The sequence below is a fragment of the Wukongibacter baidiensis genome (assembly GCF_050888315.1).
Taxonomy (GTDB): Bacteria; Bacillota; Clostridia; order Peptostreptococcales; family Caminicellaceae; genus Wukongibacter; species Wukongibacter baidiensis.
The window spans coordinates 4,730,513-4,753,960 of the sequence record NZ_CP138202.1 but is presented as its reverse complement, the minus strand read 5'-3'; the positions used below and the strand labels follow the sequence as shown (position 1 = coordinate 4,753,960).

General features: G+C 34.4%; 19 protein-coding genes. 2 read left to right on the top strand and 17 right to left on the bottom strand.

Annotated features, from left to right (window positions below):
• Window position 1 precedes the first annotated feature (1 nt).
• The 5 genes from iorA to R9X47_RS21435 all read right to left on the bottom strand — a co-directional run bounded on the left by iorA (window position 2) and on the right by R9X47_RS21435 (window position 9,029).
• Window positions 2–1,786 carry an indolepyruvate ferredoxin oxidoreductase subunit alpha gene (iorA, locus tag R9X47_RS21455; RefSeq protein WP_432663129.1) on the bottom strand — a complete coding sequence of 595 codons (1,785 nt, stop codon included), beginning with the start codon at window positions 1,784–1,786 and terminating at the stop codon, window positions 2–4.
• A 61-nt stretch (window positions 1,787–1,847) separates the two neighbouring features.
• A complete protein-coding gene (locus tag R9X47_RS21450) occupies window positions 1,848–2,753 on the bottom strand; it encodes a bifunctional enoyl-CoA hydratase/phosphate acetyltransferase (protein WP_432663128.1) in 906 nt (301 codons plus the stop codon).
• 195 nt (window positions 2,754–2,948) lie between these two features.
• A complete protein-coding gene (locus R9X47_RS21445; RefSeq protein WP_432663127.1) occupies window positions 2,949–4,820 on the bottom strand; it encodes a sigma 54-interacting transcriptional regulator in 1,872 nt (623 codons plus the stop codon).
• 236 nt (window positions 4,821–5,056) lie between these two features.
• Window positions 5,057–6,526 (bottom strand): SLC13 family permease, encoded by a 1,470-nt coding sequence (locus R9X47_RS21440; RefSeq protein ID WP_432663126.1) that lies wholly within the window; start codon window positions 6,524–6,526, stop codon window positions 5,057–5,059.
• Window positions 6,527–6,809: 283 nt separating this feature from the next.
• The gene (locus R9X47_RS21435; protein ID WP_432663125.1) at window positions 6,810–9,029 is read right to left on the bottom strand and encodes a DUF3604 domain-containing protein; all 2,220 of its coding nucleotides are present in this window, start codon (window positions 9,027–9,029) and stop codon (window positions 6,810–6,812) included.
• Between the two features lie 255 nt (window positions 9,030–9,284).
• On the opposite strand from R9X47_RS21435, the gene R9X47_RS21430 reads away from it, so the two are divergent.
• A complete protein-coding gene (locus tag R9X47_RS21430) occupies window positions 9,285–10,616 on the top strand; it encodes a hypothetical protein (RefSeq protein ID WP_432663124.1) in 1,332 nt (443 codons plus the stop codon).
• Window positions 10,617–10,635: 19 nt separating this feature from the next.
• On the opposite strand, the gene R9X47_RS21425 is transcribed toward R9X47_RS21430, so the two are convergent.
• A complete protein-coding gene (locus tag R9X47_RS21425; protein ID WP_432663123.1) occupies window positions 10,636–11,469 on the bottom strand; it encodes a methyl-accepting chemotaxis protein in 834 nt (277 codons plus the stop codon).
• A 232-nt stretch (window positions 11,470–11,701) separates the two neighbouring features.
• On the opposite strand from R9X47_RS21425, the gene R9X47_RS21420 reads away from it, so the two are divergent.
• Window positions 11,702–12,442, top strand: a complete 741-nt coding sequence (locus R9X47_RS21420; RefSeq protein ID WP_432663122.1) for an NADPH-dependent oxidoreductase — start codon at window positions 11,702–11,704, stop codon at window positions 12,440–12,442.
• 127 nt (window positions 12,443–12,569) lie between these two features.
• Here R9X47_RS21420 and R9X47_RS21415 read toward each other — a convergent pair whose 3' ends face one another.
• From R9X47_RS21415 to R9X47_RS21365, 11 genes are all read right to left on the bottom strand, one after another.
• Entirely contained in the window at window positions 12,570–14,339 is a 1,770-nt protein-coding gene (locus tag R9X47_RS21415; protein ID WP_432663121.1) for a TRC40/GET3/ArsA family transport-energizing ATPase, read from the bottom strand.
• Between the two features lies 1 nt (window position 14,340).
• Complete coding sequence (gene arsD / locus R9X47_RS21410) at window positions 14,341–14,649, bottom strand: arsenite efflux transporter metallochaperone ArsD (RefSeq protein ID WP_432663120.1); 309 nt, start codon at window positions 14,647–14,649, stop codon at window positions 14,341–14,343.
• A 105-nt stretch (window positions 14,650–14,754) separates the two neighbouring features.
• Window positions 14,755–15,156: an arsenate reductase ArsC gene (locus tag R9X47_RS21405; RefSeq protein ID WP_432663119.1), complete on the bottom strand. Its 402-nt coding sequence runs from the start codon at window positions 15,154–15,156 to the stop codon at window positions 14,755–14,757.
• A gap of 197 nt (window positions 15,157–15,353) precedes the next feature.
• The gene (locus R9X47_RS21400) at window positions 15,354–15,674 is read right to left on the bottom strand and encodes an ArsR/SmtB family transcription factor (protein ID WP_432663118.1); all 321 of its coding nucleotides are present in this window, start codon (window positions 15,672–15,674) and stop codon (window positions 15,354–15,356) included.
• Between the two features lie 227 nt (window positions 15,675–15,901).
• A complete protein-coding gene (locus R9X47_RS21395; protein ID WP_432663117.1) occupies window positions 15,902–17,032 on the bottom strand; it encodes an AI-2E family transporter in 1,131 nt (376 codons plus the stop codon).
• A gap of 277 nt (window positions 17,033–17,309) precedes the next feature.
• Window positions 17,310–17,867: a Fe-S-containing hydro-lyase gene (locus R9X47_RS21390; protein ID WP_432663116.1), complete on the bottom strand. Its 558-nt coding sequence runs from the start codon at window positions 17,865–17,867 to the stop codon at window positions 17,310–17,312.
• 34 nt (window positions 17,868–17,901) lie between these two features.
• On the bottom strand, window positions 17,902–18,744 hold the full coding sequence (locus R9X47_RS21385) for a fumarate hydratase (protein ID WP_432663115.1): 843 nt from the start codon (window positions 18,742–18,744) through the stop codon (window positions 17,902–17,904).
• Window positions 18,745–18,783: 39 nt separating this feature from the next.
• Complete coding sequence (locus R9X47_RS21380) at window positions 18,784–19,986, bottom strand: oligosaccharide flippase family protein (protein WP_432663114.1); 1,203 nt, start codon at window positions 19,984–19,986, stop codon at window positions 18,784–18,786.
• Between the two features lie 29 nt (window positions 19,987–20,015).
• On the bottom strand, window positions 20,016–20,768 hold the full coding sequence (locus tag R9X47_RS21375) for an IclR family transcriptional regulator domain-containing protein (protein WP_432663113.1): 753 nt from the start codon (window positions 20,766–20,768) through the stop codon (window positions 20,016–20,018).
• Window positions 20,769–21,022: 254 nt separating this feature from the next.
• Entirely contained in the window at window positions 21,023–21,571 is a 549-nt protein-coding gene (locus R9X47_RS21370; RefSeq protein ID WP_432663112.1) for a hypothetical protein, read from the bottom strand.
• A gap of 419 nt (window positions 21,572–21,990) precedes the next feature.
• Entirely contained in the window at window positions 21,991–23,430 is a 1,440-nt protein-coding gene (locus R9X47_RS21365; RefSeq protein ID WP_432663111.1) for an alanine/glycine:cation symporter family protein, read from the bottom strand.
• Between the last annotated feature and the right edge of the window lie 18 nt (window positions 23,431–23,448).

The window sequence follows — 23,448 nt, the reverse complement described above, 5'->3', positions numbered from 1 at the left end:
ATTATTTAACCTCCTTAGCAATAGCATTCACTGGACACGTTTGAAGACATACTTCACATCCTACGCAATGCATTCTATCTATACTTGCTTTTCTAGTTTCTTTGTTGAATGATAATGCTGGACATCCTGTCTTGATACACTTTCTACATCCAATACATTTTTCATGATCTATCTCACACTTCTCAGTAAATGCACCTACAAACTCTTCTTTATCTTCCTTAGAGAACTTTTTAAGGACACAAGGCCATCTAGTGATGATTACTGAAGGCTCATCTAATTCTAATGCCCAATCAAAAGTTTCCTTAACTAACTTAAGATTATTTGGATCAATAGATCTAATATGCTTCACACCGCATGCCTTTACAAGTGCTTCAATATCTACCATTGTAGTTGGTTTTCCTTGTAGTGTATATCCTGATCCTGGGTTTTCCTGATGTCCTGTCATACCAGTAATTCTGTTATCTAGTATAACGTTTACTGTATTACTTCCATTGTAAACAACATCTAGTAATGAGTTGATTCCAGTGTGGAAGAATGTAGAGTCACCAAGTACAGATACAACTCTCTTACCAGAACCCTCTTTCATGTTGAATACCTGCTGAGCTCCGTGACCAGCACTTATACTTGCTCCCATACAGATATTGAAGTCCATTGCATTGTATGGTTCAGCAAATCCTAATGTATAGCAACCTATATCACCAGAAACCATAACATTCTTTCTCTTTCCAAGTTCATAGAAGAATCCTCTATGTGGACATCCTGCACAAAGAGTTGGAGGTCTACCAACAACCTTAGTCTCATCGTATTCTATAGACGGCTTTGCTTCACCAAATACTGATTTTCTTATTACATCGGCAGTCATCTCTCCAGTGTATGGGAAAACGTCCTTACCGTGGCACTCTATTCCTAACATTTTTAAATGTTCTTCTATATATGGATCATTTTCTTCTATAATGTAGATCTTATCAACCTTACTTGCAAATTCCTTAATCTTATCACTTGGTAGCGGATTAGTGAATCCAAGCTTTAGATATGATGCAGTATTACCGAATACTTCCTTTGCATATCCAAAGGCAACACCTGATGCTATAATACCGATCTTTGTATCATTCCACTCAAAGAAGTTAAGCTCAGTTTCGTTTGAGAATTTCGCTAATTTATTTAACCTTTCCTCTACCTTTATTCTTAATTGTCCCGCATGGGCTGGTATAGTCATATATTTCTTTATATTTTTAACGTATTCTTTTATTCCTACTTCTTCTCTATCGTAACATTCAACTATACCCTTTGAGTGACAGACTCTAGTTGTCATTCTAAGAAGTACAGGAGTATCATATTTCTCACTTATTTCAAGTGCAGTCTTTACCATATCCTTAGATTCTTGACTGTCAGCAGGCTCTAACATCGCAATCTTAGCAAATTTTGCATAGTTTCTATTATCTTGCTCATTTTGTGATGAATGGTGACCTGGTTCGTCAGCAGTAATAAGAACCATACCACCGTTTACTCCTGTATATGCAAAAGTAAATAGTGGGTCCGCAGCAACGTTTACACCTACGTGCTTCATAGCTGCAAGAGTTCTTGCTCCAGCAATAGAACCACCGATAGCAGCTTCTAATGCAACCTTTTCATTTGGAGCCCATTCTGCTAATATGTCACCTTTGTATAGGGCAACGTTTTCCAATATTTCAGTACTAGGTGTTCCAGGATAAGCTGATGCATATTTAACGCCTGCTTCATATGCCCCACGGGCTATGGCCTCATTACCAGTTAATAACTTTTTCATTTCTTCACTCCTTCTATTGTTGTCCAAAATTTTATTAGAAATATAATTTATTAAAACCTATCTACTTTACAGCTGAAGCTGATAATACCAATGACAGATACTTCTCTTCAGATGTAGAACCTCTAGATGTCAATACTATAGGAACCTTAGCGCCTACAATAAATCCAGCCATCTTAGCATTTGCTGTATATACTAATGACTTACCTAGGATGTTACCCGCTGTAATATTTGGAACAATTAATATATCAGCATCGCCGGTAACTTCACTTTCAAATCCTTTAATTTTAGCAGATTCTTTACTCATGGTAAGGTCATAGGATATTGGACCTTCTACAATACAGTCCTTTATTTCTCCATTTATATTCATTTGTTTTAACTCATCTGCATCAATAGTTTCAGGCATTTTAGGGTTCACCTTTTCAACGGCAGTAAGCACTGCTACTTTTGGACTTTCATATCCCATAGCTCTATAGGTGTCTACCGCATTCTCTATTATTTCTTTCTTTTGCGCTACATTAGGATACATCATCATCCCACCATCTGTAACGGCTAAAAGCTTATGATAGGTAGGAATCTCATGGATTACCACATGGGACATAATTCTTCCTGTTTGTAGACCTTTTTCCTTATCCACAACAGCCTTTAATAGATCAGCAGTTTGGATTTTACCCTTCATTATAAAATCTACTTTATCGCTATTAACAAGCTCTACTGCTTTGACAGCAGCTTCTCTATCATCAGCAGCATCAATTATAGATTCCTCATCCAAGCTTTCATTTAGTTTAGCTAGAACTTCTTTTATCTTTTCTTTGCAACCTATTAGAATCGGTTCAACAATCTTATCCTCTTTAGCCTTAAATACAGCTTCTAATGTATGCTCATCCTCAGCTACAACTACTGCAACCTTTTTTATGGATTCAAGATTTTGAACCTTTTCAATCAACTCATCAAAACTCTTGTAAACCATTCTATCCCCCCTCTGATTTTGCATTTATCTTTAAATAAATTACTTTCTTTAAATTTCCCATAAATATCTACCTTAAATATATAGCAATATTCATGCCAAAAAAAATACAGGCTCAACACCTGTATTTTCCAATCTTTCTTATAATCAATATTTATTTCACGTTAACTAATGTTAACCTTGTGTTTACTTTTGTTGTCATTTATTAATTTTCTTCCAAAGGGCCGTTCTACTTATTCCTAGCATATTTGCAATTTCAGTCTTTGTAAGTCCCTGTCTTAAGAGCATATCGATAATCTTGTCTTCGATAAATCTATTGATTTCTTTTAAGTCTAATGTTCCCTTTAGATTTTTTTCCTCCAAGTTGCTATGTCTTATTATTTCACCTTCATCTAAATTAATCTCATTCAAAAGCAAATATCCCTGAGCTACATTTCTAAGCTCCCTTACATTACCGGGCCAATTGTAGTTTATCAGTTTTTCTTCTATATCCTTATCAATAAGTGCATCTACATCATTCCCAGCTAACTGCTTCAAATAGTAGGTAAATAGCGGCATGACATCCTTTTTTCTTTTTCTTAGAGGCGGAATGTTTACCTGAAGTATGCTGAGTCTATAAAACAGGTCCCTTCTAAAGCTTCCATCGTCAACCTTTCTCTTTAGCTCTTCATTGGCCGCAGCAATCACCCTTACATCCAGTGGGATTACATAGTCTGATCCTATTCTCATTATTTCCTTTTCTTCAAGTACCCTTAGGAGCTTTGCCTGAAGGTTTAATGATATACTATTTATTTCGTCTAATAATATTGTTCCTCCATGGGCTAATTCAAAGAGTCCCGGTTTTCCTCCCTTTCTTGCTCCGGTAAATGCCCCTTCTTCATATCCAAAAAGCTCACTTTCAAGGAGATTTTCCGATATAGCCGCACAGTTTATTGCAACAAATGGTGAGTCCTTCCTCTGACTTATGTTGTGCATACCTTGGGCTATCATTTCCTTACCGGTTCCACTTTCACCATATATGATTACAGTACATTCACTTGCGCCTACCTTTTTTGCCTTCTCTATGGTTCCTTTCATAATAGGATCATTAGCTACTAAATCCTCAAATTTATATTTTGCATAAAGTCCCTTTTTATTAAGCTCATATCTTATTTTCTTCTCTAGCTTTTGGAGTTTTGTAATGTCTTGAAAGGAACATAGAACTCCGTGGGTATTTCCATCAACCTTTAGTATCGATGTGTTTGTAGTTATAGTTAGACTTTCTAGGTATTTTATTTCACCATGCTTGTCTACTCTATTTTCTAAGATATCTATCATAAAATCCAGAGAAGGAAGAACCTTTAATAGTTCTCTATGCATAACATCTTCGGCATCTTTTCCAAGTAGTTCCTGAGCTCTCTCGTTATACAGTATGACCCTCTGCTCATTATCCACGGCGATAACCGCATCATGAACTCCATCTAGAATTGTCTTTAGAACCTCTGTTTTGAATTTTTCATCTTCTAAGTTATCTACAAGCTCTTTAGCGTATTTTATTGTCTCATATATAGATTCCTTACTTGCATTTATAAAAACATTGTCCATACCATATGCCCTGGCAAAGGCACAGGCAATCCCACTACCTACAATGATAACATCATCTTTCTTATCTCGATATTTTTCAACTCTTTCCTTTATTTCATCCTTTTCTTTAAACTTTTCTAGGATTATCTCCGCGTTAATAATATCCTTCCATTCATCGTAATTAAAGTATACTTCATCCCAAATCACTAGAACTATTTCCTTCATGTGCTTCCTTGCTCTTTTTATTGCCTGTAAAACATCTATGGTAGTTATTTTAAGGCGTACTATGGGAATATTTACAGTACCGCTAATATGCTTATATCCTCCACTCCTTGCAACAACAATCTTTGCGCCCTTATTTTCAAGGATTTTCCCCTGACTTTCCATATTGTCAGGATCTAGCATATCTATTATTATGTTTCCCTCTTCAACGTCGTCTAAAAACAATTCCGTTATACTGTTCTTAAGTTCAATATCCGAGGCTATTACACCTATTCTTTTATTCATAAAAATTCTCCTTCTGGATAACAAGTTACTTAATTAAAAGCTCTATGTTGCTTATTTATAAGTTACTACTCTTATTATATAAAAGAAAACCCTATTAGCTCAAGTATACCTAATAGGGTTTAATAATTCTTTTATACTTATTCTATTTATATTATTTTTCTAGAATTATATTTCTAATAATGCTTTAATCGCCTAAACCTTATTAAAAAATTTGAGACTTAAATTATTAAATGTCCTTATAGCAGTGGATAAAATCCTGGTATTTTCATGAGTATAAGGTTTAGAGGAATTAGAATTAGTGCCAACAACAGCGCCATAAGAGCACCTGTCACAGCCATATCTTTAAAATCAATTCTCTGACTTCCATAAACTATCGCACCTGCTGTTCCTGCCCAAGGGAACATCAGTCCAACAGCTCCTATTGCTATAAGCTTAACTCCCACAAGTGGATGAATACCAGTTTTAGCTAGTAATGGGATGAGTAAAGTTGACATAGTCGCAGCGGTTGCCATCCCAGCAAGGAAGTTTGTCATTAGAGGTGTCACAATTGCAGCAATTATAACCAATGTTATTCCATTTAGTCCGCTAAGGTGATTAGCAACGTATTTAATTATTCCTAACTCTGTCATTAAACCTGAAAATCCAACAGCTGAAGTTACAAGGAATATAACGTCCCAGTTTAGTGATTTTGCATCGTTCACAGTTAAGAATGCCTCATTATTTCCCTTGCCATTTGGAATTATATACAATAGGAATAATCCTAAGAATGATATCCAATAAAAATCCATACCTTTTATTTTAACAAAGGTCTGCATTATCCAAAGAATAATTATAAATCCTACAAGTACACTAAGAATCTTTTCACTCTTGGTAATCTTGCCAAGGGCAGCTTTTTGATCTTGAAAATATTTAACTCCACCTGGAATTTCGTGTATTTCATGTTTAAAAAGTATCTTTAATAATAAATACGCTGCAATCAAAAATGCAAAACCTGTTATAATTCCTGGAATCAACCATTGAAAGTATGATATCGCTACACCAGTTTGTTCTTCAAATAGAGAAAGAACTAGAGCGTTTTGAGGAATGGCTTGTATTGTCATCATCCCTCCTGCTAGCTGTCCATATGCACAGGCTAAGATAATATGTGATCCTAGTTTAACTTTGTTGTATTTTAGGCCCTGCTTCTCACTCTCTTTATGAATATGATCAATAACGGCAACACCTATAGGTATAGAAACGATTATACCTACGATACCAAATGTTGCTTGCATCAAACATGTAGCTAGCATATACATTATTATAAACCTATCTATCGAACCATTAATCCATCTGAGTGCTAATAAAGACAATGAAAGTCTCTCCCCAATTCCATATCGTCTTATGGCCGTTGCAAGTAAAAATACGAATATTAAAAGAAATGTTATTCTTTGTCCAAATAGTTTGGTAACAACTATTTTCAAATTCATAATATCTAGAACTGGAAATAGAAGAAGTGGCACTAGTGAAGTGGCGATCCAAGGAATGGGCTTTAGAACCCACCAAGCTATTAACCACATATATATGGCCAAGCACATTCTAGCCTTTATATCCAGACCTTCTAAAGGAATGCTATATACGATAAAAAATAATATTGGTCCTAACAATAATTTAAACAAATTACTCAATTTCGATTTAGCATTTTCATTATTCACTACATTGGTTGACATATTTTTCCCCTCCATATCAATATAGTTTCATTCTTTGCTTTTCTCTATTCCAATACCACCTTGATACCCGAGGCTGTCGCAACCTTATAGATGACAAATATTGTACATTTTTATCTTTTTTATTCTAGAAAAATAACCAATAGAGCCTTTCAAGTAGACCTTAATTTTTTTTATTTCAATTCTTAATTGGGGCTTTAGAATATGTCAGAGCTTTCACATTAATCCAAGTGATATCTAAGCCCCAATTAGTATATAATTTATTAATCTTTAAAATGTCATTACTTTATTTGTGATTTACAAAAATCGGTGATGACCATGCCATATGTCCATCTGCTTGAACTACCTTAACCCAATATGGATTTAATCCTTCTTTGATATTAGAATCCTTATAACTGAAGTTAACCTTATAAGCTTCATATTCTTCAGATTTAACTACTGGCTTTTCTGTAGTAAGTCCTATCTTAGCGTTTAAGTTAACTCCACCACCTTCAAACTTTAATGGCTCTTCTGTTAATTCTGATACCTTAACATTAAATGAAACTGGTTTAGAGCTGAATGAAATAACAGCATCATCGGGAGCTTCTATCTCTAAATATAATCCATCCATATCACCGGAAGTTGTAGAATGCCAGTCAATCCACTGATTAGTAACATTTACAAGTCCCTGTTCGATTCTATCGAAGGCAATCTCTTTAGCACTGCAAATCTTGCCTTTGCTGATGCTTAAAATACCATCCCAGTTTGTTGATTTACGTCTTCCAGTGGTCATAACGCCTTCCCACATAATCTTTACTTTCCTGATATTTGTAGAAATATCTTCTTCATTCTTATAGCTTTCTTTATATATTGTTTCATTCCCATTGATGATCTCAACGGATTCTATTGGTGCTGTACCTACAACATTCACATCGATTACAGGTTCTTTGTCTAACGTTATCTCTTCACCCATATAGTGTCCATCTATTTTAGCGTCAAGAGCTATTCTTGCAAATGTAGTCGCATAGACTCTTCTACTTTTTATGGCTTCCCAAATGCCTTCTCTTGTTAATTCCTTTGCATATACTGCTGTAAATCCATTGGCAACATCAAATGCAGCCGCTAACTGTTTTACATTTTGTAGTGGATAGGATAACCCTGGTCTACATGTATGATCGTCACTGGTAGCAATAAAACCAACCTTCAGACCTCGCTTCATAGCATCTCTTGCAAACCATTCAAAGGTCCCATGGTGAGAATGAATTTCTATAACCGGTGTGAATTCTGGATCATGATAATTTAAATTACCTGGTCTACCGCCAATGTGAGGTATAACCATTACATCCTTACGCCCTCTAAATTCTTCCCAAAGCTCAGAAATAGGGTATCTATTGTTGTCATTTGTTTCACCATCTTTATAGCTAGTCCAGTTACAATGTGGATAGAACTCCTCATCGTCACCCATAAAGTAAACATTATGGTCTCCACCACCAGGGAAATTTCCAGACCATTCGTAGCCTAAGAAGGTAACAAAGCGACCTGGCTCATAGTATTCTTTAGTCTTTTGTTTTACTTTCTCCCATTTCCACTGAGAAACCTCAAAATCATTACCCTGCCATCCTGTGAAATCGATTGCCGCAGGTCCACGTCCAAAGCTAAAATATTCATCTAGCGAACCTGTACCTATAGTTAACGCTGTTTGACCGTGGGCATCTCCCCAGTAGAGTTTATACTCATCATGTTCTCCACAAATTATTCCATTACTAACTGCTTGTAATCTATGTGGTGCATATTCAGCCTCTATATGATATGTGCCTTCTACATCAATTTTATTTCCTGGTATTCTTACAAATCCGCCATCGCCTTTGTTGATTTTTACTACATTTGGAATACCAAGGCTTTCCTTAGTTTGATATGGCCTTAAAGCAATTTCTCCTTCAAAATCAGTACAAGGGTTACCCCACTCATCTAGTACACGTACTACAATATCAAATTCTTCATTTTTCCTTACCTTAGATGGCAACACTACCTGAACCTCACTAATCGGACCTGATACAACCTTCATTTTAGGCGAATCTTCAATCTCCTCATAGCGACAAACATTTAGTGGATCTACAAAGACCTTATACTCATGTTCTGATTCCACAAAGGTCTGAACACGTATTCCAGGGCTACCCTTAGAACGATCTCCAAATACTACCTTGATTACATCACCTTCATGTAAATCTCCGTCACGTACCTTGATTTCTAAACAATTGTGGAATGGCCTTTGATGGACGCTTTTCTTATAATGTAAAATGGCATTTCCGTTTGTTGTAACTGTTGTATAACCGAAGCCCTTCGGATCATCGAATTGCGGACCTTCCCAGTCACTTACACTTCTCCATGCAATACGAATATTTCCGCTATCGTCCATTCCGTATTTGCCAACTACATATTCCAGCGTTGTTGATATAACTGATCCTGCCACAACCTCAGTTTCAGTTGTTATCTTGGCTGATCCTAAGTACTTATTTGTTAGGCGCATTTACATATCCCCTTTATCTTTTATTTTTTTACTATCATACTTTTGCTAATTCTAAATCTTAGATTTGTAAATTAATGGATATTATTATAGAATTTAAAGGCCTTTGATTATTATTGGAATATTCAGCTTATTCTTAATCTTTATAACAATTCTATCATTTAAAGACCTCGACTGTATATTGTCTTTTATATGTCTTTTATTGTTGAAATTTTTGTTATATAATATTATCAAAATAGATTTCATAGGAGGTACTTGATGAAGTTAAAAATAGGGATTGTGGGTCATAGAAGAAGGATGCAAAAGATCAATGAAACAGCAAAGGCATACTTCAAAAATATAGAAATAGTTACTATCCTTATAGATGAGATACCTAATACTACTGAATTTGTTAAAATGATTAAGTCTGCTGAACAATATTTAGACGGAATAATATTTACAGGTCATGTTCCCTATGACATCTTAATTAATGTAATGATTCCTAAGATACCATGGGATTATATTCCTAGAGATTATAGTCAACTTCTAAGAACCTTTTTAGAAGCTATACTAATACATAAAAAGAGTATCTTCAAAGTTAGTATTGATTCCTATGATATGGATACGGTTTTGAGAGTTTATGATGAAATTGGTATTGAAAAGGACCAATTAAATATTTTTATAGCCGACCAAAGTTTATATGACGATAACTTTTTTCAATATCTAAAATCATTTCATGAGAAAAATTTTTATGAGAATAAAGTCTCCTGCTGCATTACCGGTTTATCAAATGTTTATACTTATCTTGTAAGTAAGAATATTCCATGTCTTAGCTTAGACCCAACAGCCGATGTCATAAAACAGACCCTACATCGCTTTCAATTGAGAAACGAAGCCAACATTAATAAGAGTAGTCAAATTGTGGTACTTTCAATCGAAATAGATCTGACAAGTGAATACTCGTTAATCAGTGAAAATGAGTATCAGATTATGGTGGAGAAAATGAAGGTTTCAGAGGATATTTATTTATTTGCTCAGAAAATCCAAGGAGCCGTAGTAGAGGTTGGAGTTAGGGGATACCTCATTTTTTGTACCAAGAGCATTTTAGAAAGAGAAACTAAAAACCTTCAAAAGCTTGATCTCTTGAAGGTAATATCTGAAAATACTTCAAATACCCTCAGTGTAGGCATCGGATATGGTATTACTGCAAGGGAAGCTAAATATAGTGCAAATCTAGGCATGCAAAGAGCTAAAAAGAATGGAGGAAATCAAGCATTTGTAGTCTATAACGGAAAGAACTTTGTTGGTCCTATTCTCGCAGATAAAGATGAAGATGACCCACAGAAGGTTCTAATCGATGAGACGTTTCATAATATTGCTAATGAAACAGAACTAAGTATAAATACTATATTCAAATTACATTGTATAGCAGAACAAAATAAGAAAGACTGCTTTACCCCTAAAGAGTTAGCAGCAGATTTTGGAGTTACTTTACGAAGCATGAATAGAATCCTCGAGAAGCTTGAAAAAGGAGGATATGCGGAGATTGTCGGTAAGAGGGTAATGTCAAATGCAGGTCGACCAAGTAGGATTATAAAGATATTGTTTTAAAGTTATAAAATATTTCTTATTACAGATCCTTAGCTAAATCAGCTAAAAGCTGAGATGTAGAATTAAGTTCTTGAATGGCCGCTCCAATTTGCTCTGTTGTTTCGGCTTGAATATTTATGATAGAACTTGTCTCATTAATAGCTGAGTACATTTCATCAACAGAAGTTTTTATGCCATCTAACAGGTTTTTAATATTTCCAACGGCATTTTTAGTTTCATCGGATAGTTTTCTTATCTCTTCTGCAACTACAGAAAATCCTCTGCCATGTTCTCCAGCTCTGGCAGCCTCAATAGCGGCATTTAAACCAAGCATATTTGTCTGATCCGATATATTTTTTATATATTGTAAGATGCCATCGGTCTGACCTACTTGGTTTCTTGCCTCCATACTTTTTGTAGAAATATCATTTGAAGAGTCAGCAATTTTATGGGCTCCAGAAGAAATTTCATCAATACTTGCTGTTATCTCCTCAAGGGCTGCAGCAACGTTCTCAGAAAGTCCATTAAGCCTATTTTGTTTTTCTACACTTCTAGAGATGCCAAGACAGCCTATACACACTTCATCATCATTCCTTATTGGAATTGCAACGGATTTAAAGGGTATTCCAAATGCGGACTTGTCAACATAGCCTACTACTTTCTTATTCTCTTGAATAGTTCTATACAATAATCCACCTTCTTTAAAACGTCTCCCCTTCTCAAATTTAATATCAAGCTTCTGGCCAGGAGAGTAAAATACTACTTTTTCAGTATCGGTTATTGTTGTCATAACGTCCTCATCAAAAATACCTTTAATATACTCAGCAACTTCAACAAGTGAATCCAAAATACTTTTTTCATTGTATTTCATCATCTCAACCCCTTCCAAAAATATTCTATCGGCAAAGCCATAAAAAAAAACTCTATATTGTTTGAATTTTTCAATAATTTTATCATTTAAATAAGTTAGCTGTATATTGTCTTTTATATGTCTTTTATTTTTGGAGCATATATTTTGTCACATTATCATTTTTTTCCAATTGATGATTTTAAAGTTGTTTCAATGGGTATAATATAAACCACAAATTTAAATTGGAGGTATTTTCATGAATGATGTTATTCGCACATTTACAAATCACAGATCAATTAGAAGTTATTTAGATAAAGATGTTTCAGACGAATATATAGACTTAATAGTAAAATCTGCTCAACATGCTCCTTCATCTATCAATGGTCAACAGGTTAGTATTATAGCCGTTAGAAATAAGGACACTAAAAAGAAAATAGCTGAACTTTCAGGCGGTCAACCTTGGATAGATGAAGCACCCGTATTTCTATTGTTCGCATTAGATTTTTACAGAGCTAAAATTGCTTGTGATAAAAACAACGAAGATATAGTGATAACTCAGAGTTTAGAAAGTATAATGGTTGGTAGTGTTGACGTTGGTATCGCCATGGGAAATGCTATAGGTGCTGCTGAATCTTTAGGTCTTGGCATAGTTCCCATTGGCGCTGTAAGAAATGAGCCAGAGGAGTTTGTTAAGCTATTGAATTTACCTGAATATGTTTACCCTGTTGCTGGTCTTGTAGTAGGGTATCCAAAGGATAACTCCGCATTGAAACCAAGACTTCCAAAGGAAGCAGTTTTCCATGAAGAGTCATATAATCATGATCTTGAAAGTATTATTGACAGGTATGATGAGGAAGTAAGTAAATATATGATAGAAAGAACTAATGGTGAGGATGATAAGAGTTGGTCCCAGGGTATATCTAAATTTTATAAATTTGTTTATTTTCCTAAGGTTTATCCTTCTATTAAAAAACAAGGATTTGATAATAATAAGTAGGTTAAATATATTAAAACCCTCTAAATTAGAGGGTTTTAATATTATCAATATATGCCATCACCGATGCCGATAGCTCTATTTTTCTGTATAATTTATTAGTATTTAAATTTACATATATATGGTTAACCTAAAAGCAACTTTTTCCTATATTTCTCAACATTTCAATACCTTTAATCTCATTATCATACATTGGAACTTGAAGTATATAAGATCTATCAAATCGTTCTTTTATTTCATCTAAATATTTTAGCTGCATATTTCTTCTATTTTTAAAGAAAGGGGTTATAGCTTGCTCTTCTGGAATTATAAGATTTGCAACAGCTAATTGAGTTTTTATTCCAACTGTTTCTAATTCTTTTGATGCTCTATACGCTTCTATGATTGGAGTTTTTTCTGGATACACTACAAAAGCAAATGTAGTTCTTTCTCCATCCTTTAACATCTCTATAACCTTTTGAAACTTCTCTTTTTCTTTTTTATCCCCTTCACTTATTTCAGTCGACTCTCCAGCTTTAAATTGAATTTGCTTACTCCAATCCATTGGAAGTTCCAGTAGCCTGAGTGTATGTCCTGTAGGTGCAGTATCAAATACAATTACTTCAAAATCTTCTAGATTAGCATATTCGATAAACTTTTGAAAAGCTGCCATTTCTTCTGTACATGGTGAATCCAATTCTTCTTCCATAGCCATTACAGTTGTTTTGTCAAACTTTTCTCTAGCATCTAACAATACCATATTCTTATATTCTTCCGTTGCTTTCTTTTGGTCAATCTTTACTGCAAATAGATTATCTACCCCATCTATTTGCGTAACTGAATCTGTAACAGGCTTTTCTAATACATTTCCAATATGTGCTGCAGGGTCGGTTGTCATGAGTAGAGTTTTATAGCCTTTTCTTGCAGTTTGTATTGCAGTAATACAAGCCATAGATGTCTTCCCTACTCCACCTTTACCTGAAAAGAATATATTTTTTCTTTTTCCCTTTTGAGGATAGATAAGATTCTCTATACTCTTCTTATCACTATTCGCCTTAAATAATCTTTCTCCGCTCTTTCTAAACATTCCTATACCTTTAAGCTCTGAGTCAAATAATTCCATCGTTACTATAGCTATATCTGTAAATGTTTCCTTTGCTTTTGCCAAGTAACTTTGCTGCATATCATATCTTGATTTAAAGAATTGATTTATGGCTTCTTCCTTTGGAATAAATCCATTAATAATTATTTTTGTTGTATTTATGCCTAATTCTTTTAGCTCATTAGATGACCTTATTGTTTCTTGTAGAGAAGTTTGCTCCGGCTGCATTACAAAAATAAAATCTGTTTTATCTGTATCTCTCAGTTTTTCAATTGCATTATCGTATTTTTGCTTACTTTCCTGTATTAATGATACAGGCCCCATACAGGTTTGCCCACTCCCCTTTGCACTTTCCTCGATATGTTTACTCCAATCTACTGGCAACTCTAAAAGTCTAATTGTATGTCCAGTAGGCGCAGTATCAAAGATTATAATATCAAAGGTATCCTCCTCCATAAAGTCAATGAATCTGTCAAAGGACGCCATTTCTTCTGTACATGGTCCACTTAACTGCTCTTCGGCAATTTTAATAATTTCTTCGTCAAAAAGCTCCCTCATAGGCGCTAAAGATCTTTCTTTATACTCATTTGTAGCCTTTTCAGGATCAATCTCCATTGCAAATAAGTTTGCTATTCCATCAATTTCCGTTACCCTATGACCTATTTCCTGTTCAAAGACATCAGATAGATTTGCTGCAGGATCTGTTGTAACTATTAATGTTCTTTTTCCCTGGTCAGCATAATACACTCCCGTGGTGCATGCCATTGAGGTTTTACCTACTCCTCCTTTTCCAGAGAAAAATATAAATTTAGTTTCCATTTTATTCATCTCCTAAGCTTTTTTCCATCTCTTCAAGGGTTGGATATTCATTAGCCTTAATAACCTCTCCATTAACAGTCGTTACTGGAAGTACTTTTTTTCCATTATCTTTTACTAGTTTATACACTTTTTCATTTTCCTTAAATTTCATTGGCTGTTGTGTTATCATATACCTTTCAATCTGAATATCTTCATATTTCTTTTTTAAGTGCTCTATATTCTCCATTAGTTTCACTAATTTTTCGTCTACACTGGGTCCACAAACACCAGTTGGACAACACATTGGTGGCTCAAAAAATTCTATTTTCATTGATTTATCCTCCTTAAAACACTGATATATATAATGGGGATGTCTCAGAATGGCAAATTTCTGCGTTATTTGAAATATTCATCGACTTGGCACGTAATTTAGTTTTTACAGTTCACCATTCTTTACTCTTTCAATTAACTCTTCTACTTTTGTCTTTATAATATCTCTTGTTTCTCTAAATCCCTCAATAGGTCCTCCTGATGGATCTTCAAGCCTCCAGTCTTCTGAATGCTCACACGGTACATAGGGACAAACTACATTGCATCCCATAGTTATTAAGATGTCTATTTCTTCTGGAATATCTGTTAAAAGCTTTGGATGATGATCACTCATATCCACTCCTGCTTCCTCCATTACCTGTACTGCTCCAGGCTTTACTTGTGGATAATCCTCAGTACCTGCTGAATACACTTCAAGCACATCATTACCTAATTTCTTAGCCCAGCCTTCTGCCATCTGAGAACGGCATGAATTGTGAACACAAACAAATGCTACCTTCTTTTTCATGATAAATCCTCCTTAGTCATAGTCTTTACACAATGTTTTTTTGTATCCTTAAACCAATGTCTTGTATTGTTGACTATTTTAACTAGAATTAGTATCTATGGTGCTTATACTATACTCAAAAATTAAATTTTGCCTTGCTTCTTAGTTTCCTATGACATGATTTTACTTCTTTATTTTCTTAATCTTTCACCTTCAATTTAATCGTCTTCGCTACACTTGTTCTTTATAACACCTTCACATATACATTTTTCTTTATATGACGATAAATAATTTATAAAACCAGATAAATCATCAAAAGCATCCTTTTTAAGTGAATATCTAGTCCACTTACCATCTTTTCTTGAATTTATAAGTTTTGCATACCCTAGTATTTTCATATGGTGTGATATAGTAGGCTGCGTAAGATTTAGACCCTCCATTATGTCACAGGCACAAAGTTCACCACATGAGAGCATATCAATTATTAGAAGCCTATTTTTATCTGAAAGTGCTTTAAATATCTCAATTTTTTCTTCCATGAAATCACCTCTCACCACAAATCACATAGATATATTTATATATATCTATGTGATAATAATAGTTCTTTATTCTATTTTTGTCAATATACTATCTATGAAATTTCATTTTCTCTTTCAATACTCTATACTATAGCTTTCATTTAAGTTTACAATTTGAAAAAATAATTAAAATAAAAAGGCCATCCAATTCTAGATTTTCAATCTATTGAAGACAGCCTCTTTAGCAGTTATTTCAAATTATCAATTTCAAGATCTTCCATATCTTTTTCTTCTAATCTTCTTGCTACCGATTGCTCAACCAAGGTCTTTACTAGTACAGTAACAGGAACTCCAAGAAGCATTCCCCAAACACCCATAATAGCTCCACCTACTGTTACAGATGTGATAATCCAGAAGGCTCCTACACCTACTTTGTCCCCTAAAATCTTTGGTCCTAAGTAGAGACCGTCAAATTGTTGTAATGCAATGATTATGATTCCAAGCCATACAGCTTGCATAGGATTAGGGCTTGTAATAAGAGTAATTATTACAGCCGGTATTCCACCCATAAATGGTCCAAAGTAAGGAATCATATTTGTAGCACCAATTATTAGCGCAATTACTAAAGCATAAGGAATTCTCACTACTAGCAAAATAACGAAGCACAAAGCACCTATGATCGCCGAATCTAAAAATTTGCCATTAAAGAAACTTAAGAAGATCTCATTACTTTTACGAGCAACATAAAGTATGTGATCCGCATCGTCCTTTTTGTTGTAAGCATAAAGCATTCTTTTAAAACGAGCCATTAAGTCTTCTTTATCTAAAAGCATATATATGGCTATGAAGACACTGATTACGGTACTAAAAATACCTGAAGTTATATATACAATTCTAGTCATTACGCCTTCTATAAGCTTTGACGCTAGTGTACTAAAGTTTTGAATAATATATTCAATAGATTCATCTAGATAGGCCATCACCGATGCCGATAGCTCTTTACTCCCGAAGCCCGATAAAATACTTCCTACGGCTCTATCTACTTCTTCCCTTGATGATGGTATACTCTTTATTATTTCAGTTGTACTTTGTGCGATACTTGGCACAACTATTTGAATAATAAATATGATTAATACAATAAACAAACCAAAAATAATCAAGACACTTCTTCCACGTTTTATCTTTAGCTTAGTACTAGTGAACTTAACTAATGGATCTAATAAATATGCGATAATAAAAGCACTTACTACAGGCTTAACAATCTTGACACCCTTGGCAAGATACTCTGGATTACTGACAAAAAGATAAAACAAAACTCCAAAAACCGTCAGTAATATAAGCTTCTTAAATGTTAGTCTTTCGTTTGCCCCACTATTCATTTTTTCATCCCTTCATTTTTATTTCTATGAGCTCGTCTATATATAATACTATAAACATCTTATATTCTGGAGATTTAACAGCCGACGTTTTTAGGGATGTTAAACCTTCGGAATGTAAGATGTTTTTCTTAGCTTATATATATATATTGATTATCTCACTTTTGCAATGCTAATTATACCTTTATTTGTAAGTTAAGTCAAAAAACCGATCTATGCTTTTTTATGTATTTAGCAGTCCTTCGTAATATTTAATTTAGCTCATTATAAAACCGTTCCTCTATCTTCTATATTTTTCTCTTTCTGTTTCATATAGATTATTCCCATAACTATCTATAACTGCTATCACTGGAAAATCAACTACTTCAAGCTTTCTTATGGCCTCAGGACCTAAATCTTCATAGGCAATGATTTCTGACTTCTTTATTGAATCGGAAATCAAAGCACCGGCTCCCCCAATAGCCGCAAAGTATACTGCTCCATACTCCTTCATACCTTCTATAACCTTTTCACTTCTGCTCCCTTTGCCTATCATCCCGTTTAGTCCTAACTCAAGTAAAGGAACAGTCAAATCGTCCATTCTATAACTAGTCGTAGGTCCAGCAGATCCAATTACTTGACCCGGCTTAGCTGGAGCTGGCCCCACATAGTATATAATCTGATCCTTTATATCAAATGGCAGTTCCGTGCCCTTCTCTAGTGCATCTATTAACCTCTGATGTGCCGCATCTCTACCGGTATATATAGTCCCTGTTATATAAACAGTATCTCCAGCCTTTAGAGACTTAACCTTGTCTTCAGTTAAAGGTGTAGATATTCTCTTAATATTAGCGCTCATACTAATCTTCTCCTTCCTAGTCTAGGTTATTGTGCTATACTACTCTTTCCTCATGCCTCGCAGCATGACAATTTATATTCACCGCTACAGGTAGGCCCGCTATATGTGTGGCAAAAACATCGATATTAACAGTAAGAGCAGTAGTTCTTCCTCCTAAACCCTGCGGTCCTATGCCAAGGTCATTAATCTTCTTCAAAAGCCTTTCTTCCATTTCTTTAATATGCTCTAGTTTATTATTTTCACCAATAGGTCTTACTAAAGCCTTTTTAGCCATATATGTTGCTTTATCTAAGGTTCCACCAATACCTACACCCACAACGATAGGTGGACATGGATTGGGTCCAGCTTGAGATACAGTTTCAACTACAAAATCCTCTACTCCCTTTATTCCGTCGGAAGGTTTTAACATCTTGGTTTTACTCATATTTTCGCTACCAAAGCCTTTGGGAGCAAATGTTATTTTAACCCTATCTCCTTGAACTATATCGTAATATATTACAGCCGGTGTATTATCTCCTGTGTTTTGTCTAATAAGTGGATCTCCTACAACTGACTTTCTCAAATATCCTTCTTTATACCCTTCCCTTACCCCTTCATTTATTGCATCGCTTATATTTCCACCTATTAGTTGAACTTCTTGTCCAATCTCAGCAAATACTACAGCCATTCCAGTATCCTGACACATAGGCACCTCATTATTTTTAGCTATCTCAGCATTTTTAATAAGATTGTCCATTATTCCTTTTCCCACAGGCGATTCTTCATTTTCCTTAAATCTCTCAAAAGCTTCTAAAACATCCTCTCCAAGGTTATAATTAGCACTTATACACATTTCCTTCATAGCTAATTTAATTTCCTTAACATCAACTTTTCTCAATTTCTTACCTCCCTGATCTTTTTATAATAGTTATTTTCTCTAGATAATCCCATAAACCTTTACCTTCAATATTCTTTTTACTATCAAATACCCTAAAATATTTACAAACCCCACAGCTATCATACTTGCAAGGGCCGCTCCTGTTATCCCAAGAGTAGGTATTAATAAAAAGTTTAATACTGTATTAATTAATGCAGCTGAAATTTTCCCAATCATATTTATCTTAGATCTACCGGTCATACAAACTATATACCACACACTACCCACAGATGCATTTATAAGCTGCCCTATTCCTCTATATATAATAGCATACTGTCCTCCAACAAACTCAGGTCCAAAATAGCTTAATATACTCTTTCTAAAAATGACTGTCATCAAAATTATTATACTCGATATAGCCGCAAGGGATCTAGCTGATATCTTATACATATTTCTAAGTTTTTCTAATTCCTCATCATGATATAACTTAGCAACTATAGGCGGAAATACTGTATTAAGAACTACTAACAAGATTGATGGAAATGTTGCTATCTTAGCTGCTACACTATATATTGCAACCTCTTCTTTACCCAGCATATTACCTATCATGATCATATCTATATTATTCATTATAAGCCACATCATCGATCCAACCATTAAGGGTAAAGAATACTTTATGACTTCACTGGTTATAAAGAATTCTCCAAACATATCTCTTTCTCTAATAAAATAGAACATTAAGCATAGTACAACTGAAATATATGTTGCAAAGATTACGTATAAAGAATTAACCCCATATAGGTTAAAAAATACCCATGAAAGAACTATTTTAAGTGTAAAACCTACTAAAATTCTTACAGCAAAGAACTCTTTTATATTCTGTTTCACCCTGTATATACTAAAAAATATATCTTCTGCAGATAAAAGCCATATCAATGGTAACATGGCCCTAACTGTTATATCCTTAATAAAAATAAAGAGAACTAGAATTATAAAAATGCTTGTTACAAAATTCAACACAAATGAGGAAGTAATATATTTATTTCCCTTTTTGGGTATATAATAAAGAAGTCCCATACTCAATCCTAATGATGCAAAAAAAGCGGCCATTACAACGATAGAATACCCATAGGTATACTTTCCTAATATGTCTGCTCCATATAATTTTGTAACTACAAATGGAAATAGCATATTCAATATAAACGTTGCCATATTTCCTACAAATGATTCTAGGAGCTTTTTCGAAAAATTTTCAGTAACCATATACCTATACCCCATTACAATTAGATTTTTTAAACGCTAATTAGTTCAGTTAGCTCATCAGCTTTGGTTTTTAAATGTCGAACAATCTCCTGTACCTTTATTTCACTTAGAGCACCGTTTACAAATCCTACAGCTAAAGCTGAAATAACCTCTCCCTTTGAATTATATATAGGTACTGCTAGTTTACGTATTGAAGATTTTATCTTGCCAAAATCATCTGAATAGCCTTCTTTTTTTGCGTACTCTATATATTCTTCTATTTCTTCAGTAGAAGGTAAGTTCTTATTGTCTTCTTCACTCTTTTTAACAATCTCTATTAATATTTTCTTTCTGTCCTCAGAAAGGTTTGACATATATACAAATCCCCAGGGCCTAGATAAGAACTGCTTGCTAACATTTCCAACTTTTTGCATGACTACACTATCTACATTTATAGCTTTATCTAATGCAATTACTGATTCATCTGAAAATCCAAACAGCATAGCTGTAGCTTCATACTTTTGGCTTATTTCCTTTAATATAGAAGATGCTCTCTTTAATATTCCATTCCATATAGAATCACTTTTAGCAAGGGTAAATATCCTTGATCCCAACATATATTTTCCTTTGTCATTTTTCACCAAATAAGATTTTGATACTAGAACCTTTAAAATTCTATTTAGACTACTTACACTTATCTTTTTCATTTCACTAATTGCATTAAATCCCAGTTCACCTTCTTCGGCAATTAATTCAATTATTTCTAAGCCTTTGGTAAGTGCCGGAGCTGGACTTTTCTTCATCTTTTTCCCCTCCTCGCAATGTCAACTTTCATATTTGGCAGTTTGTTAACCATATAAGAAAGTAATATTTAGGAAAATTATACCACAACGCTCAAAATTTTTCAAAATAAAAACACTTTAATTTTTGTAACTTTCCAAAAGATTAAAGTGTTTTTTTATTACTCATCTATTGAATTACTTGATTAGGATACTCACAAAACTTGAAATTAAACTTATTGTATAAACTCAGAGCTTCTATCATAGGCTAATACAAGTTAAGCAGTAGTTTCAAAAAGTGCTGTTATGCTTTCGTTATTATAATTCATACTTTGAGTGTACGCATTGATACTCATAGCTATATAACTTGTATTTTCTGATATATTAAAATCATTGTTCTCATCGTCACTAGAGTTCGGTCGAGGCTTTGACATCATACTTTTCATTAGTTCTTCAGGCGGTGGCAATTGAAATGCATTATCTTTTCCTAAGGCATCTCTTTCATCACTACTAATCTTACCATCAGAATCGGTATCATATTTGCTCATAATATCATCAACATCTAATGAAATACCTAGCTCCTCAGATGAGTATGAAGCATATTCTTCCAACTCGGTTTTACTCCAGTAACCATCGTCATCAGTATCAAGGTTAGGTCCTTTAGGCCCGCCTTGATGTCCACCTTTAGGGGGTGCTCCTGGAGGCTTCCCTCCTCGAGGACCACCTGGACCCTTAGGTCCCTTAGCCATGTCAGAGTTTTCTGAAGTCGATGTATTGTAATTCATATATGTAAAAGATGAATAACTATTTAAACCGCTTATCATCATAGTGGATCACTCCATTTCATAATTTTCACTCTATAACAACATACCTAACTTAGTTCACACCAAAGATAGAAGCCCCATTTAATGTTAAAACATAAATGTGATAATTCTGTGTTATAAAAGTGATATAAATATGGATTTTTTTCTAAGCAGATTAAATAGAAATGTGTGATTGAGAAGTTTAACTTACTCAGATAGTCACTGAGAATCCTTTTGGCTCATACTATGAACCCGTTTTAGATTGAAAGATAGAGGTTAAAACAGATTCATAAAAATCGCCAAAAGGAAACCTCAGGCCAGACCTAAGGTCAATAGAAAGTTTCATTAAAATTGTAATTTTGAGCAATATAAAAACCTATATCTCTCTAATCAGCTAACAAGATGATTAGATAAGGTATAGGTTTTCTTTCTAGTGAAAATATTTATTGTATATTTCTATCTGAAATTTTATTCCAGACCTCGGCATTTTTTATACCAAGTTTCCTTGGATCAAAGACAGGGTCTATTCCCTGTGATCTTTGATCATCATAATCCTTTAAAGCCTTTACAGCTACACCACCAGCAATTAGGATGCCCACTATGTTAACCCATGTAACAAGGCCTATTCCAATATCTGCGATTCCCCATGCTAGATTGGCTGTCTTAACTGCTCCTATAAAGGTTAAAGCAATAGTAGATATTTTTAAGAATGGAGCTATATTTATTCCAGTCTTTTCTTTAATATAAACGGTGTTTGTTTCACCCGCATAGTAATATGCTATAATAGTTGTGAATGCAAAGAATAACAATGCAATCGATACAAAGGCCCCTCCAAATCCAGGTAGTACAGTATCGACAGCCATTTGAGTATAAAGCGGTCCTGCTTCAACATTTGGTAGATTATTTATAATATAGTCACCTGATGATCCTACAACATTATAGGACCCTGTAACAATTATCATGAATGCCGTTGCTGTACAAACAAGCATAGTATCAATATAAACAGAAAATGCCTGTACTAATCCTTGCTTTGCGGGATGTGAAACGTTTGCAGCTGCCGCAGCTTGAGTCGCAGTACCCATACCAGCCTCATTTGAGTAAATACCGCGCTTAACTCCCCATGAAATTGCAGCACCGAAAATACCAGCAAAAGCTTGTTCTAAGCCAAAAGCACTTTTAAAGATCAATACAATTACACCAGGTAAATCTGTAATCTTAGCTACAATGATTATTATAGCCACAATAATATATGCAATTGCCATAAAAGGTACTAATATTTCTGCTACTCTACCAATACGTTTAACTCCACCTAAAATAATAAGAGCAATCAATGCTGCTACAACTCCACCTGTAATCATTGGTGGAATTCCAAAAGCACCTTGCATACTTGCTGCAATAGCATTAGATTGAAGCCAAGGTACGCCAATCATAGACGTATAGAGTAATGAACATGCAAAGATAACACCCCATACCTTCTTCCCTGTGCACTTTTCGAGGTAATAAGCTGCCCCACCACGATATTCGCCATCCTTTTCCTCTTTGTAGATTTGAGCAAGGGTACTTTCAATAAATGCAGTTGCTGATCCTAATAGTGCTAAACACCACATCCAAAATACTGCTCCAGGTCCACCGAAATGAATAGCCGTTGCTACTCCTGCAATATTACCAACACCAACACGTCCTGCAATAGAGAGTGCTAAAGCTTGAAATGATGAAATCCCTTCATCACCTGCTTCTTTGTCTATTAGCAATCTGATCATATCACCAATTCGACGAAACTGCACAAATCTCAACCTAAATGTAAAATAGACTCCAGCTCCTAAAAGAATATAAATGAGCAAGTTACTCCACAAAATGCCGTTTATCGCATTTACTAAATTCATAATTTCCCTCCTATTGAA

Coding starts and splice junctions, on each gene's coding strand:
- R9X47_RS21400 (WP_432663118.1), bottom strand. CDS start 15,674: ATGGAAGAAAAAATTGAGATATTTAAAGCACTTTCAGATAAAAATAGG.
- R9X47_RS21420 (WP_432663122.1), top strand. CDS start 11,702: ATGAATGATGTTATTCGCACATTTACAAATCACAGATCAATTAGAAGT.
- R9X47_RS21380 (WP_432663114.1), bottom strand. CDS start 19,986: ATGGTTACTGAAAATTTTTCGAAAAAGCTCCTAGAATCATTTGTAGGA.
- R9X47_RS21375 (WP_432663113.1), bottom strand. CDS start 20,768: ATGAAGAAAAGTCCAGCTCCGGCACTTACCAAAGGCTTAGAAATAATT.
- R9X47_RS21445 (WP_432663127.1), bottom strand. CDS start 4,820: ATGAATAAAAGAATAGGTGTAATAGCCTCGGATATTGAACTTAAGAAC.
- R9X47_RS21405 (WP_432663119.1), bottom strand. CDS start 15,156: ATGAAAAAGAAGGTAGCATTTGTTTGTGTTCACAATTCATGCCGTTCT.
- R9X47_RS21435 (WP_432663125.1), bottom strand. CDS start 9,029: ATGCGCCTAACAAATAAGTACTTAGGATCAGCCAAGATAACAACTGAA.
- R9X47_RS21365 (WP_432663111.1), bottom strand. CDS start 23,430: ATGAATTTAGTAAATGCGATAAACGGCATTTTGTGGAGTAACTTGCTC.
- R9X47_RS21395 (WP_432663117.1), bottom strand. CDS start 17,032: ATGAATAGTGGGGCAAACGAAAGACTAACATTTAAGAAGCTTATATTA.
- R9X47_RS21425 (WP_432663123.1), bottom strand. CDS start 11,469: ATGATGAAATACAATGAAAAAAGTATTTTGGATTCACTTGTTGAAGTT.
- R9X47_RS21390 (WP_432663116.1), bottom strand. CDS start 17,867: ATGAGCGCTAATATTAAGAGAATATCTACACCTTTAACTGAAGACAAG.
- arsD (WP_432663120.1), bottom strand. CDS start 14,649: ATGAAAATAGAATTTTTTGAGCCACCAATGTGTTGTCCAACTGGTGTT.
- R9X47_RS21370 (WP_432663112.1), bottom strand. CDS start 21,571: ATGATGATAAGCGGTTTAAATAGTTATTCATCTTTTACATATATGAAT.
- R9X47_RS21440 (WP_432663126.1), bottom strand. CDS start 6,526: ATGTCAACCAATGTAGTGAATAATGAAAATGCTAAATCGAAATTGAGT.
- iorA (WP_432663129.1), bottom strand. CDS start 1,786: ATGAAAAAGTTATTAACTGGTAATGAGGCCATAGCCCGTGGGGCATAT.
- R9X47_RS21430 (WP_432663124.1), top strand. CDS start 9,285: ATGAAGTTAAAAATAGGGATTGTGGGTCATAGAAGAAGGATGCAAAAG.
- R9X47_RS21450 (WP_432663128.1), bottom strand. CDS start 2,753: ATGGTTTACAAGAGTTTTGATGAGTTGATTGAAAAGGTTCAAAATCTT.
- R9X47_RS21415 (WP_432663121.1), bottom strand. CDS start 14,339: ATGGAAACTAAATTTATATTTTTCTCTGGAAAAGGAGGAGTAGGTAAA.